Origin of the sequence: Pseudoruegeria aquimaris, assembly GCF_900172235.1 — a bacterium.
Taxonomy (GTDB): Bacteria; Pseudomonadota; Alphaproteobacteria; order Rhodobacterales; family Rhodobacteraceae; genus Pseudoruegeria; species Pseudoruegeria aquimaris.
Window position 1 is genome coordinate 71,586 of record NZ_FWFQ01000006.1, and the last position, 13,650, is coordinate 85,235.

A 13,650-nucleotide genomic window follows, 5' to 3' on the forward strand; every position below is an offset into this window, starting at 1 on the left:
AACGACCATTCGCGCGCAATTTGGCCCCGTTGCGGTGCCGCCTGCGCCCCGGGCGTTCTTATGGTGGACAAGCGCCGCCCATCGTGGTGCAACCATACCAGACCCTGCAGGCGAAAGGACTATGGCCCCATGCGGCCCCGGCAGCTCTTTTTCACCCTCGCCACCCTCTGCCCGGTGGCCCTGCTCGTGCTCGCCGCCCTCGTCGGCGGGCTCTGGATCGCGGCCGCGCTGATCTACCTGAGCCTGTTCACCGCCGCGCTCGACATGTTGATCGCGCAGGGCGCCGAGCCCAATGCGCCGGCCAGCGAATTTCCGGCTGCCGACAGGCTGCTGATCGCCCTGGGCGTGGCGCATTTCGTGTTGCTCGGGCTGGCCGTCCGGGCGCTGTCGGGCGGTGCACCCGTTGGGCCTGCGGGCTGGCTCGGGCTGTTTCTCGCCTTCGTGCTCTACTTCGGGCAGGTGAGCAATTCGGCGGCCCACGAACTGATCCACCGCACCGCGCGGCTGCCTTTCCGGCTGGGCAAGTGGATCTACATCTCGCTGCTGTTCGGCCACCACACCAGCGCGCACCGGCTGGTGCATCACCGCTGGGTGGGCTGCGCGGAGGATCCCAACACGCCGGCACTGGGGGAAAGCTTCTATGCCTTCGTGCCGCGCGCCTGGATCGGCTCCTTCGTGGCCGGCTACGAGATGGAGCGCGGTCGGCTGGCCGGGCGGGCCCGCTGGCAGAAATGGCTGCGCAACCCCTACTGGCTCTACGTTGCGGGCGGGCTGGCGGCTTGCGCGGCGGCCTTCGCCATCGGCGGGCTGGCTGGGCTTGCGGCCTTCCTGCCGCTGGCCTTCTTCTCGCAGATGCAGCTGCTGCAGTCGGATTACGTGCAGCACTACGGGCTGCAGCGCGCGACCGATGCGGAGGGGCAGCCCCTGCCGGTGTCCGCCTCCGACAGCTGGAACAGCCCGCATTGGGCCTCGGGCCTGTTGATGCTGCACGCGCAGGTGCCGGCATGAGGCGATCCGCGATCCTCGCACTGGCCGTTCATCAAGCCATTGCCCTGCCCGCCACGGCTGAGACCGCGCTGCCGCCCGCGGCCTTCGACGGCTACACCTCAGGCAAGACCCTGACCTACGCGCTGAACGGGCAGGTCTATGGCGCGGAGCAATACCTGCCGGGCCGGAAGGTGCGCTGGGCCTTCCTGAACGGCGAGTGTCTTGACGGGGAGTGGTACCCCGCCGGCGATCTCGTCTGTTTCACCTACGAGAACGCGCCCGAGCCGCAATGCTGGGCCTTCTACTCGCTCGGCGGGCGGCTGATGGCGCGGTTCATGAACGATCCCGAGGCCACGACGCTCTACGAGCTGGAACAAAGCCCGGCGCCGCTGGCTTGCGAGGGCGTGGAGCCGGGCGTCTGACGGCGCGGGCGGGGGCTCTGCCCCCCGCACCCCCGAGGTATTTTGCGCGAGAGGAAGGGGCCATGTTTCAGCCCCAGAATTCCCGGAGCGTTTTCAGAACAGGCTGCCCTGATCCGTTTTTTTTGCCCCCGGAACTTCGAGGCGGCCGTCGGCGAATTCGATTTCCAGCCGGCTGGCGGCTTCAGCGGCGGAGCGCGTCGTGAGCACGCCTCCCTCGCCGCGCACCACGGCGTAGCCCCGTTTGAGGGTTTCGGTGTAGCCCAGCGTCTGGCGCATCCGTTCCGCCGCGTCCAGCCGCGCCTGCCAGCCGGTGACCTGCGCCGAGGCGGCGCGGGCGAAACGGGCCGACAGCGCCGCAAGATCGCGTTGCTTGCGCTGGATGTCGCGGCTGATCGCGTCCGGGCGCAGGCGGCTGGCTTCGCGGGCCAGATCGCGCGCGCGGATGTCGACGGTGCGCGACAGGCCGCGCTCAAGCGCGGCACTTCGGTCGGAGAGGCGGCGGGCCTCCTCCTTGATGCGGCGTGTCAGCAGCGCGGCGGTGAGCGGGCCGGCGGCCTTGGAGAGCTGACCGCGCTTCACCCCGGTGACGCTTTTGAGCCCCACCGGCAGCAGGGTCGCGGCGGCATCGAGCCGCTGGCGCGGACCGGCCAGCAGCGTATCCGCGCGCGGCAGCGCGCGGGAGAGATCGGAGAGCCGCTGGCGGCGCTGGCGCACGCCCTGCTCCAGGCCGCGCAGCAGACGCGCGTTGAGCGTATCGAGCCCGGCCATCAGCTCCAGCCGCACCGGCACCGCCAGTTCGGCGGCCGCGGTGGGCGTGGGAGCGCGGCGGTCGGCGACGAAATCGATCAGCGTGGTATCGGTTTCATGCCCCACGGCGGAGATCAGCGGGATCCGCGAGGCGGCGGCCGCGCGGGCCACGATCTCCTCGTTGAAGCCCCAGAGATCCTCGATCGAGCCGCCGCCGCGCGCCACGATCAGCAGATCGGGCCGGGGCAGCGCACCGCCCGGGGTGAGCCGGTTGAAGCCTTCGATGGCCGCCGCCACTTCGGGCGCGCATTTCGCGCCCTGCACGGCCACGGGCCAGATCAGCACCTTGCGGGGGAAGCGATCGCGCAGGCGGTGCAGGATGTCGCGGATCACGGCACCCGAGGGCGAGGTGATCACGCCGATGATCTCGGGCAGGAAGGGCAGCGGCTTCTTGCGCTCGGGCGCGAAGAGCCCCTCGGCGGCCAGCTGCGCCTTGCGCTTTTCCAGCATCGCCATCAGCGCGCCCATGCCGGCGGGGGCAATGTCTTCGATCACCATCTGGTATTTGCTCTGCCCGCCGAAGGTGGTGAGCTTGCCGGTGGCCACCACCTCCATGCCCTCTTCGGGCTGGGTGCGCAGCCGCGCCGAAACGCCTTTCCAGATCACGCCGGAGAGCACGTTCCGATCGTCTTTCAGATCGAGGTAGACATGGCCCGAGCGCGGGCGGCTCACCCGCCCAACCTCGCCTTTCACGCGGACGTGGCCGAAGGTGCCTTCGATGGTTTTCTTCACCGCGCCGGAGATTTCGGACACGGTGAACTCGGGGGCGTTGTCGCCCGGTTCGGGATCGTCGAACAAATCGCTCATCACTGCTCGCTTGTCTTGTGGGCGCGGCCACCTTAGAACGCGCCGCAGCAAAGGAAAAGCGAAGGGGCGGCCATGAACATCCTCATTCTCGGATCCGGCGGGCGCGAGCACGCGCTGGCCTGGGCGGTGAAGCAGAACCCGAAGTGCGACCGGCTGATCGTGGCGCCGGGCAATGCCGGGATCGCCGCCATCGCCGAATGCGCCCAGCTCGACGCCGAGGACGGCGGCGCCGTGGTGACCTTCGCCGAGGAAAACGCCATCGACTTCGTGATCATCGGCCCCGAGGCCCCGCTGGCCGCCGGCGTCGCCGACCGCCTGCGCGAAGCCGGCATCCTGTGTTTCGGCCCGTCGAAGGCGGCGGCGCAGCTCGAGGCCTCCAAAGCGTTCACCAAGGAGATCTGCGACGCCTCCGGTGCCCCCACCGCCGCCTATGCCCGCTTCACCGAGGCCAAGCCGGCGAAGGCCTACATCCGCAAGCAGGGCGCGCCGATCGTGGTGAAGGCCGACGGGCTGGCCGCCGGCAAGGGCGTGATCGTGGCCATGGACGAGGAGACCGCGCTGGCCGCCATCGACGACATGTTCGGCGGCGAATTCGGCGCCGCGGGCGCGGAAGTGGTGATCGAGGAGTTCATGGAGGGCGAAGAGGCCTCCTTCTTCGTGCTGTCGGACGGCGAGAACATCCTGCCCGTGGGCACGGCGCAGGATCACAAGCGCGCCTATGACAACGACGAAGGCCCCAACACCGGCGGCATGGGGGCCTATTCGCCCGCGCCGGTGATGACGGAGGAGGTGACCCGGAAGGCCATCGACGAGATCATCAAGCCGACGGTGGCGGAAATGGCCCGGCGCGGCACCCCCTACCAGGGCGTGCTCTACGCGGGCTTCATGATCAAGGACGGCCAGCCGCGGCTGGTGGAATACAACGTGCGCTTCGGCGATCCCGAGTGCCAGGTGCTGATGATGCGCCTCGGCGCACAGGCGCTGGACTTGCTGGAGGCCTGCGCGCGCGGCGAATTGGACAAGGCACAGGCGAACTGGGCCGATGATCACGCGATGACGGTGGTCCTGGCCGCCCAGGGCTACCCCGGCGCCTATGAGAAAGGCAGCGTGATCAAGGGGCTGGACGCGCTCCCCGAGGATTCCTCGCATATGGTCTTCCACGCCGGCACCGCCGAGAAGGACGGGCAGATCGTGGCCAGCGGCGGGCGCGTGCTGAACGTGACCGCGCGCGGCGCGACCCTGCAGGAAGCCCATGATGCGGTTTACGAAATGATCGGCAAGATCGTCTGGCCGGAGGGCTTCTGCCGCTCCGATATTGGCTGGCGGGCGTTGTAAGACTGAGATGAGGGTAGCGCCGTCCCGCGGGGTGGCGTGAAGCGCCGCCCCGAGGGGGCGGGACGGCGCTGCCCGGCGTTGCCGCCGGGCGAAACTGCAATCAACCCACAGAAACCAAAAGGCCCGCGGCTCCTCCCGCCGCGGGCCTTTCCCTGCCGGACTTTGTCCGGTGTCATTCGGCGGCGGACAGCTCGCCGTTGTTGATCTGCTCCCGCTCGATGCTTTCGAAGAGCGCCTTGAAATTGCCTTCCCCGAAGCCGTCATCCCCTTTGCGCTGGATGAATTCGAAGAAGATCGGGCCGATCACCGTCTTGGAGAAGATTTGCAGCAGGATCTTGGTCTCGCCGCCGTCCACCACGCCTTCGCCGTCGATCAGGATGCCGTGCTTCATCATCCGGTCCAGCGGCTCCTCGTGGCCCTTCACGCGATCGTGGCTCATCTCGTAATAGGCCTTGGGCGGGGCCGGCATGAAGCGCAGGCCGCGCTCGTAGATCTCGTCGGTGGCGCCGTAGATGTCCTCGGTGCCGACGGCGATGTGCTGGATGCCTTCGCCCTTGTATTTCTTGAGGTAGGCCACGATCTGCCCTTCCTCGCCGCGATCCTCGTTGATCGGGATGCGGATCTTGCCGCAGGGGCTGGTGAGCGCGCGCGAGAAGAGGCCGGTGTATTTGCCCTGGATGTCGAAGAAGCGGATTTCGCGGAAATTGAAGAGATCCCCGTAGAACTTGAACCACTTGTCCATGTTGCCCTTGAACACGTTGTGGGTCAGGTGGTCGAGGTAGTAGAAGCCCACGCCCTCGGGGTGGGCGGTGGTGATCCAGTCGAACTCCTCGTTGTAGGGGCTCTGCTCGTAATACTGGTCGATGAAGTAGATCAGCGAGTCGCCGATGCCGTAGATCGCGGGCACATCCATCGTCTTGCCATCGCCTTCATAGGGCCGCGCGCCCTTGGAGACGGCGTGCTCGAAGGCGTGCCGGGCGTCCACCACGCGCCATGCCATGGCGGAGGCGCAGGGGCCGTGTTCTTCGGCGAAGGCGGCCGCGTGGGAGGCGGGCTCCATGTTCAGCACGTAGGTGATGTCGCCCTGCTGCCAGAGTTCCACCGCCTTGCGCTTGTGGTTGGCCACATGGGTGTAGCCCATCCGGGTGAAGAGATCGCGCAGCGCCTGCGGCTCGGGGTGGCAGAATTCGACGAATTCGAACCCATCGGTGCCGGCCGGGTTCTCGGGGCTGATCTCGGATTTCGGGGCGTCATGCGGGAACGGGCCCATGGCGGCTCTCCTTGTTGCGCGTGCGTGCCGTTTCCTGCCTGAAAGGATAGAGAGGAAGCCCCGCGGCGTTTGCGCAAAATTTGGCACATCCACCCCTTGAAATGCGCAAGGCGCGCATGAAATAATCGAATAATGAGTGAAACACGCACACCCCTTGATGCGCAGGACAAGCGCCTGCTGGCGGCGCTGCAACGCGACGCCCATCTCACCGCGCAGGAACTGGGCGCGCTTCTGAACCTCTCGCCCTCTCAAGCCGGGAGGCGGCGGCAGCGGCTGGAGGCCGAAGGGGTGATCCGCAGCTATGCGGCCCGGCTGGATGCGCGCCGCGTGGGGCTTTCGGTGCAGGCCTTCGTGCAGGTCGCCATGCAGAGCCACTCGCCGGAAGGGGCCAAAAGCTTCGCGCGATTGGTGGAAACCCGCCCGGAAATCATCAGCGCATGGACATTGACCGGCGAGGCGGACTATCTGTTGCGGGTGTATTGCCAAGATCTTTCCGCCCTCAACAGCCTGATTCACGACGTGCTGTTGCCCCACCCGTCCGTCGCCCGTGTCCAGAGCCAGATCGTGATGGATCAGTTCAAGGCCGACGCCCCGCTGCCCACCTGAGGAGCCCATGGAAGCCTTCCTGTTCCAGGCCACGATCTACCTGCTTGCCGCCGTCGTGGCGGTGCCCATCGCCGCGCGGCTGGGGCTGGGCTCTGTGCTCGGCTACCTGATCGCGGGCATCGTGATCGGCCCCGTGGTGGGGCTGGTGGGCGATACGGCGGATCTGCAGCATTTCGCGGAATTCGGCGTGGTGATGATGCTCTTCATCATCGGGCTGGAACTGGAGCCCCACGTGCTCTGGAGCATGCGCCACCGCCTGCTCGGGCTTGGGGGCCTGCAGATCCTGCTGACGACAGGCGTCGTCTGCGGTGCGGCGATGGCGATGGGCCACCCCTGGCCCGTCGCGCTCGCCATCGGGCTGACGCTCTCGCTCTCCTCTACCGCCATCGTGCTGCAGACGCTTTCGGAGAAGGGGCTGATGCAGACGACGGGCGGGCGCTCCGCCTTCTCGGTGCTGCTGAGCCAGGACATCGCGGTGATCCCCATGCTCGCCGCCTTCCCGCTGCTTGCGATCTCGGGCATCCACAACCAGGCGCCCGCCGCCCATGACGATCACGGCGCCGGCACGGGCGCCGGGCTGGAGCAGGTCGAGGGGCTGATCCGCTACGTCGATGAGATGGAGAGCTACGAGGTCGCGCTCGTCACGCTCGGCGTGCTGGCCTCGATCATCCTCTTCGGTATCTTCCTGACGCGCCCGCTGTTCCGCTTCATCCATGCCGCCAAGCTGCGGGAAATGTATACCGCCACCGCCCTGCTGATCGTGGTGGGCATCGCCTGCGTGATGCTCATCCTAGGCATCTCCCCGGCGCTCGGCGCCTTCCTCGCCGGCGTTGTGCTGGCCAACACCGAATTCCGCCACGAGCTGGAGAGCAACATCGAGCCCTTCAAGGGGCTGCTTCTGGGGCTTTTCTTCATCACCGTGGGCGCGGGCATCGATTTCACCCGGCTCTGGGCCGACCTGGGCGACATCCTCGGGCTGACGCTGCTGCTGATGCTGCTCAAGGGAGGCATCCTCTTCGCGCTCGGCACCATCTTCCGGCTGCGCGGCGCCCATCGCTGGCTCTTCACCCTCAGCCTCGCGCAGGCGGGTGAATTCGGCTTCGTGCTTCTGAGCTTCGGCACCCAGACCAACGTCTTCCCGGCGGAGCTGAGCGACAAGCTGGTGCTGGTGGTGGCGCTCTCGATGCTGCTCACCCCGCTGTTCTTCATCCTCTACGAGGTGCTCGCACGCCGCTCCGGCAAGCGGAAGAAGGCAGCCGAACCCTTCGACGAGATCGACACGCAGGGCCCCATCATCATCGCCGGGATCGGGCGGTTCGGGCAGGTGGTGAACCGGGTGGTGCGCTCCGCCGGCTTCGAAACCGTCGTGCTGGACAACGATCTGAACGCGATCCAGCAGATGCGCCGCTACGGCTACAAGAGCTTCTTCGGCGATCCGACCCGGCCCGAACTGCTGCATGCCGCCGGGCTGAAGACGGCCCGCGTGCTGGTGGTGGCGATGGACGACGAGGAGTCCGCGGTGCGCCTGACCCAGCTGGCCCGCCGCGAGCGGCCCGATCTGCACATCGTCGCCCGCGCCCACGACCGCAGCCACGTCTACCAGCTCTACCAGGCCGGCGCGAACGACATCGTGCGCGAGCTGTTCGACTCCTCCCTGCGCGCCGGGCGCTACGTGCTCGAGAACTCCGGGCTGGACGAATACGAAGCCAGCGTGGCCGAGCAGGCCTTCTACAAGCACGACCGCTACGCGGTGCGCGAACTGGCCAAGCTCTGGAAGCCGGGCGTGCCGCCGGAGGAAAACCCCGCCTATCTCGCCCGCGTGCGCGAGCTGGAGGACGAGCTGCACACCACGCTGCTCACCCAGCTTGACGCCATCGCCGACAGCCGCAAGGCCAACAAGGACGCCGCCGAGTAACCCGCGCGCGCGGCGTGCGGCCGGCCGCGCCTGCCTCCTGCGCAAGCACTTGCAATCCGGCGCCTTTTCATGCGCTAAACGGGGAACCCTGTCACCGGAGCCCCAGCCGTGCCCTTCCGCCCTGCCCTGTCCGACATCCCAGCCGCCATCGGCCTGCTCACCCGGCTGCCGGTGCCGGTGGACGGCCCGAGCGCCGAAGCACGGGGCGCGCAGGGCGCCTGGGCCTACCCACTGGCCGGTCTGTGCGTGGGGGCGCTGGCCGGGCTCGCCGCGCTCATCGCGGCCGGTTTCGGCCTTCCCCCGGCCATGGCCGCCGCGCTGGCGCTCTGCACCCAGATCGCCGTGACCGGCGCGCTGCATGAAGACGGGCTCGCGGATGTGGCCGACGGCTTCTGGGGCGGCTGGGACAGGGCCCGGCGGCTGGAGATCATGAAGGACAGCCGCATCGGCGCCTACGGGGTGCTGGCGCTGGTGGCAAGCTTCGCGCTGCGCTGGAGCGCCTTGGCCAGCCTCTGCGCCGCGGGCAACCCCTTCTGGGCACTGCTGGCGCTCGGCGCGCTTTCACGGGTGCCGATGGTGCTGCTGATGGCCTTCATGGGCAACGCGCGCGGCGGCGGGCTCTCGGCCCGCGTCGGGCGCCCCCCGGCCCAAGCCGCCTGGCTGGCGCTGGGATGCGGTCTGCTGGCCGCGCTGCTCTTCACGGGGGTCGGTGCCAGCCTTGCCCTGCTGTTCTGGGGAGGGCTTGCCTGCGCCGGCGTGGCGGCCGTGGCGAAGGCCAAGATCGGCGGCCAGACCGGCGACGTGCTGGGCACCTGCCAGCAGGTGGCCGAGATCACCGGGCTGATGGTGCTCGTCGCGCTGCTGGTCTGAGCGCGACACCGGCAAGAGTTCTCACTCTTTTGCCCGACAGGCACTGTTGGGCCGCGCCATCCCGCCCCCACGGGGCGGCGCGATTGCGCCACCCCTCGGAACGGCGCTAGCGTCGAGTCAGAGTCAAAACCAAAGAAAAAACCGCCGCTGGCATCGACCAACGGCGGCTTTTTTCACGTTTTCGAAAGGATCAGGCGGCGCGGGAAAGCAGCACCTCGTCCACGCGCTTCTGGGCCTTGTCCTCGTCGGTGCCGGCCACGGCGGCCACTTCGCGGGTCAGGCGCTCCAGCGCGGCTTCGTAGAGCTGACGCTCCGAGTAGCTCTGTTCACGCTGATCGTCGGTGCGGTGCAGATCGCGCACCACTTCCGCGATGGAGATCAGATCGCCGGAGTTGATCTTCTGTTCGTATTCCTGTGCCCGGCGGGACCACATCGCCCGCTTCACCTTCGCCTTGCCCTTCAGGGTTTCCATCGCCTTGGAAACGATGTCGGGGCTGGAAAGCGTCCGCATCCCGACCTCGGCGGCCTTGTGGGTGGGCACGCGCAGCGTCATCTTGTCCTTCTCGAAAGAGATGACGAAGAGCTCAAGCCGAATTCCGGCGATTTCCTGTTCCTCGATGGAGAGGATCTTGCCCACGCCATGCGCGGGGTAGACAACGAAATCGTCAGGGCGGAATTCAGATTTCTTCGCTTTGGTCATTCACTTACTTCCTCAAGGGGCCCCGGAAATCCGCGGTGCAGACAGATTTTCGCGCATTGGGCATGGGCCGAATGCGTTGCTGTGCCGTATCGCTAGAAAACCATCCTGCAGGCGAGCAGCACTGCGGATGGGGCCGGGTGTCCGAACTTCATTTGTAAGGGATATATAGCACGAATCGGCACGGATTTACAGTGCGGCGCATGCATGGCCGCATACCCTTGCAAGCAAGGGAGATCGGCGCGCGCCGCGCCGCTCGGCGGCGGCCCGGGCAGGCCCGGGCGCCGAATCGCTCAGCCGCCCTCGCCGGGGGCCTCGGAAAAGTATTTCTCCAGTTTGCCCTCTTCACCATCGCGTTCCTCCGCACCGGGCAGAGGATCCTTCTTGGTGATGATGACGGGCCACAGCTCGGAATACTTGCGGTTGAACTCGACCCATTTCTCCATGTCCGGCTCGGTGTCCGGGCGGATCGCGTCGGCGGGGCATTCCGGCTCGCAGACACCGCAGTCGATGCATTCGTCCGGGTGGATCACCAGCGTGTTCTCGCCTTCGTAGAAGCAGTCCACGGGGCAGACTTCCACGCAGTCGGTGTATTTGCAGGCGATGCAGTTCTCGGTGACGACATAGGTCATTGCGGCTCAACCACTTCGTTTCATCTTTGGGCGCCTAGCTAGAACGAAGCGGCGCATCATTCAAGCTCTGCGGACCGGGAAAGGAGGGAATTGCGGCGATCCTTCTTGGTGGGCCGCCCTTTTCCCTCGTATTTCGGCGCCGGTGGAACGGCCTCCCGCGGCGCCGGCGGTGGCGGCGACCGATCCTCGTAGAGCGCCTGCGCCTCGGGCGCCGGGCCGCGGCGCTGCGAAAGCGCCAGCACCTGCACGACCCGGATCGCGCGCCCCTGCGGGAAGGTCAGCACGTCGCCGGGCGCCACCGCGTAGGAGGCCTTGGCGATCTTGCTGCCGTTCACCCGCAGGTGCCCCCCTGTCACCACCTTCGCGGCCAGGCTGCGCGTCTTGAAGAAACGCGCGTGCCAGAGCCACTTGTCGATGCGCAGGGTGGCGCGTTCGGGCGCGCTCACGTCAGGACTTGTCTTTCAGCCCCATCAGCGCGGCGGCGAAGGGGTTGTCGGGATCGATCTGCTTCTCCTTGCGGGCCGGACGCGCGCTGTAGGACTTGGCCTTGCCGCCGCCCTTCTGGTCGGGGCCGCCGCGCTTGCCCTTCGGCTTGCCCTTGCCCTGGCCGCGTTCGCCCTTGCCGCCGGAGCGTGCGGGGCGCTCGCCACCGGAGCGGCGCGGGCGCTGGGTGCGGGCCCAGGTGAAGGTGTAGAACACTTCCATTTCGGGCGCGGCTTCGGCTTCGCCTTCGGCCGGAGCTTCGGCCCCTGCTTCCGCCGGAGCCTCTGCCTGAACTTCGGCCTGACCTTCAGCCTGAGCCTCCTCGGCAGCAGCCTCCGCAACGGCTTCGGGGGCCGCTTCGGCAGGCGCATCGGCGTCGGCCTGCGGCGCTTCCGGCGTGGCCTCGGCGGCGGCCGGGGCCTCGGCCTGCGCGGCCTCGGGGGCGGGCTTGACCTTCACGCGCTCGCCCTTCTCGGCCCTGTAGCCAAGGCCTTCCATCAGGTCGGCGAACTGCTCCAGCGTCATACCCGTGATCGAGAGCATGTCGGCATTGGCTTCGAAACCGGCGCGGCTATCCTGCGCGCGCAGCATGTCGGCGAGGCGTTCCAGCATGTCGATGCGGATCGCGCGGGCGCCGGCGATGCGGTAGCCCGACATCGCGTCCGCACCTTCGACGGAGCCCGCCACGGTGGGGATCGTCACCAGACCCGGCGGCGGGCTTTCGGGGAACTCCTGCAGCCCCTTGGAAAGCGACCAGAGCACCAGACGCAGCCGCGTGGGCGCGGGTTTCAGAAGCAGCGGCATGAAGATCGTGTACTGGCCGAAGCGAATGCCGTGCTTGCGCAGCATGGCGCGGGCGTCCTGGTCCAGATCCTTCACTTCCTGCGCGACCTGATCGCGCGGCAGGATGCCGAAGGCCTCGATCATGCGGAAGGCGAAGCCGCGGGCGATGCCGGTGAGGGCCTCGTCGCGCTGCATGGCCAGCAGCGGCTCGAACAGCGCGGCGATCTTGCGGTCGATGAAGTGCTGCAGCCGGCGCTGGACCTTCTGCGCCACGTCGGGGCCGGCTTCCTCGTCCACGAAAGCCTCGACGCGGGGTTTGAGCGCATCGTCGCCCGCCACCAGCTTGCCGATGGCATATTCGCCCCACATCAGACCACCCTGCTCGGTGAAATCGATCTCGGTATCGGGCGCGTTGTAGAAGCGGTCGGCGCGCAGATGGTATTCGGGAGCAAGCGCCTGAAGGCTCGCGCTGCGCAGCGTCTTGGCTTCGTCGGGGCTGGCGCTCTTGTCCTGCTGGAAACGGAAACCTTCCAGACGGCCGATGAATTCGCCTTCCACCGTCACTTCACCCTTGTCGTTCACGTCGGCCACAAGGCCCTCCTTCTGCTTCAACCGGCGCAGCAAAACGGAGGTGCGCCGGTCAACAAATCTCTGGGTCAGACGCGCATGAAGTGCGTCCGACAGGCGGTCTTCTACCGCGCGCGTCGCCCCGCGCCAATGGTTTTCATCATCCAGCCAGCCGTTTCGCTGCGCGACGTAGGTCCATGTGCGGATATAGGCCAATCTTTTGGACAAAGTGTCAATTTCGCCATCGGTGCGGTCGATCCGCTTGACCTGCCGGGCGAGCCAGTCGTCCGGCACCCGCCCCAGATCCATCAGGTAGCGGTAGATCTCTTCCAGCAGCCGCGCGTGCTCGGCCTGGGAGATGCCACGGAAATCGGGGATGCGGCAGACATCCCACAGCCGTTTCACCGCCGCCCCGCCCACAGCGCGCTCCATCACCGCCGGGGCGCCGGCCAGCGCCTTGAGCGCAAGCAGATCGTCGCTGTCGCGGGTGCGGGTGAGCCATTCGTCCTGCGTCATCTCCTCCAGCGATGCGATCAGGCGCGGCACGGTGGAGAACTGCAGGTTGGCGTTGCGCCAGTAGAGCTTTTTCACCGGCGCGAACCGATGCTCGCAGATCGCCTCGGCCACGGCCTCGTTCAGCGGCGGGGCCTCGCCCGTCACGCCGAAGGTCCCGTGGTTCATGTGCCGCCCGGCGCGGCCCGCGATCTGGCCCAGCTCGCCCGGCTGGAGCGGACGCATCCGGCGGCCGTCGAACTTGGTGAGCGAGGAGAAGGCCACATGGTTGATGTCGAGGTTGAGCCCCATGCCGATGGCGTCGGTGGCGACGAGGTAGTCCACGTCGCCGTTCTGGTAGAGCTCCACCTGCGCGTTGCGGGTGCGCGGGCTGAGCGCGCCCATCACCACCGCCGCGCCCCCCTTCTGGCGGCGCAGCAGCTCGGCGATGGCGTAGACGTTGTCCACCGAGAAGCCGACGATGGCGGAGCGCGCCACCATCCGGCTGATCTTCTTCTGGCCTGTATAGGTGAGTTCGGAAAACCGCTCGCGGCTGATGAACTCCACACCCTTCACGAGTGCGCCGATGGCTCCGCGCATGGTGTCGGCGCCCAGAAACAGGGTTTCATGCAACCCGCGGGCGCGCAGCAGGCGATCGGTGAAGACGTGGCCGCGTTCCGGATCGGCGCAGAGCTGGATTTCGTCCACCGCCACGAAATCGGCGCCGATGCCCTCGGGCATGGCTTCCACGGTGCAGACCCAATACTGCGTGCGCGGTGGCACGATGCGCTCTTCGCCGGTGACGAGCGCCACCACGTTGGGGCCGCGGATGGCGACGATGCGGTCATAGACCTCGCGCGCCAGCAGCCGCAGCGGCAGGCCGATGATACCGGTCCGATGGCCCAGCATCCGCTCGATGGCGTAATGGGTCTTGCCGGTGTTCGTCGGGCCGAGAACGGCCTTGATCGTTGCCATGG

Annotated in this window: 12 protein-coding genes; 6 read left to right on the forward strand and 6 right to left on the reverse strand. The window is 67.5% G+C overall.

The window, feature by feature from the left end:
- The first annotated feature begins 129 nt into the window (after positions 1–129).
- Positions 130–1,008, forward strand: coding sequence for an alkane 1-monooxygenase (locus PSA7680_RS05860; protein WP_176244085.1), 879 nt, complete (start codon positions 130–132; stop codon positions 1,006–1,008).
- A complete protein-coding gene (locus PSA7680_RS05865) occupies positions 1,005–1,409 on the forward strand; it encodes a hypothetical protein (protein ID WP_085867735.1) in 405 nt (134 codons plus the stop codon). The genes PSA7680_RS05860 and PSA7680_RS05865 overlap by 4 nt, the downstream gene beginning before the upstream one ends.
- 93 nt (positions 1,410–1,502) lie before the next feature.
- Here the strand turns inward: PSA7680_RS05865 and xseA are convergent, their stop codons facing one another.
- A complete protein-coding gene (xseA, locus tag PSA7680_RS05870; RefSeq protein WP_085867736.1) occupies positions 1,503–3,023 on the reverse strand; it encodes an exodeoxyribonuclease VII large subunit in 1,521 nt (506 codons plus the stop codon).
- A gap of 72 nt (positions 3,024–3,095) precedes the next feature.
- Here xseA and purD point away from each other — a divergent pair, with 72 nt between their 5' ends.
- Entirely contained in the window at positions 3,096–4,358 is a 1,263-nt protein-coding gene (purD, locus tag PSA7680_RS05875; RefSeq protein ID WP_085867737.1) for a phosphoribosylamine--glycine ligase, read from the forward strand.
- Positions 4,359–4,530: 172 nt separating this feature from the next.
- On the opposite strand, the gene hppD is transcribed toward purD, so the two are convergent.
- Positions 4,531–5,628, reverse strand: a complete 1,098-nt coding sequence (hppD, locus tag PSA7680_RS05880) for a 4-hydroxyphenylpyruvate dioxygenase (RefSeq protein WP_085867738.1) — start codon at positions 5,626–5,628, stop codon at positions 4,531–4,533.
- A gap of 132 nt (positions 5,629–5,760) precedes the next feature.
- Between hppD and PSA7680_RS05885 the strand changes: the two genes are divergently transcribed.
- The 3 genes from PSA7680_RS05885 (at position 5,761) to cobS (ending at position 9,019) form a co-directional block, all read left to right on the forward strand.
- Positions 5,761–6,234, forward strand: a complete 474-nt coding sequence (locus tag PSA7680_RS05885) for an Lrp/AsnC family transcriptional regulator (RefSeq protein WP_085867739.1) — start codon at positions 5,761–5,763, stop codon at positions 6,232–6,234.
- Positions 6,235–6,241: 7 nt separating this feature from the next.
- Positions 6,242–8,149: a cation:proton antiporter domain-containing protein gene (locus PSA7680_RS05890; protein ID WP_085867740.1), complete on the forward strand. Its 1,908-nt coding sequence runs from the start codon at positions 6,242–6,244 to the stop codon at positions 8,147–8,149.
- A 108-nt stretch (positions 8,150–8,257) separates the two neighbouring features.
- Complete coding sequence (gene cobS / locus PSA7680_RS05895; RefSeq protein ID WP_085867741.1) at positions 8,258–9,019, forward strand: adenosylcobinamide-GDP ribazoletransferase; 762 nt, start codon at positions 8,258–8,260, stop codon at positions 9,017–9,019.
- Between the two features lie 190 nt (positions 9,020–9,209).
- Here cobS and PSA7680_RS05900 read toward each other — a convergent pair whose 3' ends face one another.
- From PSA7680_RS05900 to PSA7680_RS05915, 4 genes are all read right to left on the reverse strand, one after another.
- Complete coding sequence (locus tag PSA7680_RS05900) at positions 9,210–9,719, reverse strand: CarD family transcriptional regulator (RefSeq protein WP_085867742.1); 510 nt, start codon at positions 9,717–9,719, stop codon at positions 9,210–9,212.
- A 290-nt stretch (positions 9,720–10,009) separates the two neighbouring features.
- The gene (fdxA, locus tag PSA7680_RS05905; protein WP_085867743.1) at positions 10,010–10,348 is read right to left on the reverse strand and encodes a ferredoxin FdxA; all 339 of its coding nucleotides are present in this window, start codon (positions 10,346–10,348) and stop codon (positions 10,010–10,012) included.
- A gap of 56 nt (positions 10,349–10,404) precedes the next feature.
- Complete coding sequence (locus PSA7680_RS05910; RefSeq protein ID WP_176244086.1) at positions 10,405–10,794, reverse strand: RNA-binding S4 domain-containing protein; 390 nt, start codon at positions 10,792–10,794, stop codon at positions 10,405–10,407.
- A gap of 1 nt (position 10,795) precedes the next feature.
- The gene (locus PSA7680_RS05915) at positions 10,796–13,648 is read right to left on the reverse strand and encodes a helicase-related protein (RefSeq protein WP_085867744.1); all 2,853 of its coding nucleotides are present in this window, start codon (positions 13,646–13,648) and stop codon (positions 10,796–10,798) included.
- Positions 13,649–13,650 lie beyond the last annotated feature (2 nt).

What these genes read in the sequence shown, in the direction of transcription:
- PSA7680_RS05860 (WP_176244085.1), top strand. Translation starts at nt 130, where the DNA reads ATGCGGCCCCGGCAGCTCTTTTTCACCCTCGCCACCCTCTGCCCGGTG.
- PSA7680_RS05865 (WP_085867735.1), top strand. Translation starts at nt 1,005, where the DNA reads ATGAGGCGATCCGCGATCCTCGCACTGGCCGTTCATCAAGCCATTGCC.
- xseA (WP_085867736.1), bottom strand. Translation starts at nt 3,023, where the DNA reads ATGAGCGATTTGTTCGACGATCCCGAACCGGGCGACAACGCCCCCGAG.
- purD (WP_085867737.1), top strand. Translation starts at nt 3,096, where the DNA reads ATGAACATCCTCATTCTCGGATCCGGCGGGCGCGAGCACGCGCTGGCC.
- hppD (WP_085867738.1), bottom strand. Translation starts at nt 5,628, where the DNA reads ATGGGCCCGTTCCCGCATGACGCCCCGAAATCCGAGATCAGCCCCGAG.
- PSA7680_RS05885 (WP_085867739.1), top strand. Translation starts at nt 5,761, where the DNA reads ATGAGTGAAACACGCACACCCCTTGATGCGCAGGACAAGCGCCTGCTG.
- PSA7680_RS05890 (WP_085867740.1), top strand. Translation starts at nt 6,242, where the DNA reads ATGGAAGCCTTCCTGTTCCAGGCCACGATCTACCTGCTTGCCGCCGTC.
- PSA7680_RS05900 (WP_085867742.1), bottom strand. Translation starts at nt 9,719, where the DNA reads ATGACCAAAGCGAAGAAATCTGAATTCCGCCCTGACGATTTCGTTGTC.
- fdxA (WP_085867743.1), bottom strand. Translation starts at nt 10,348, where the DNA reads ATGACCTATGTCGTCACCGAGAACTGCATCGCCTGCAAATACACCGAC.
- PSA7680_RS05915 (WP_085867744.1), bottom strand. Translation starts at nt 13,648, where the DNA reads ATGGCAACGATCAAGGCCGTTCTCGGCCCGACGAACACCGGCAAGACC.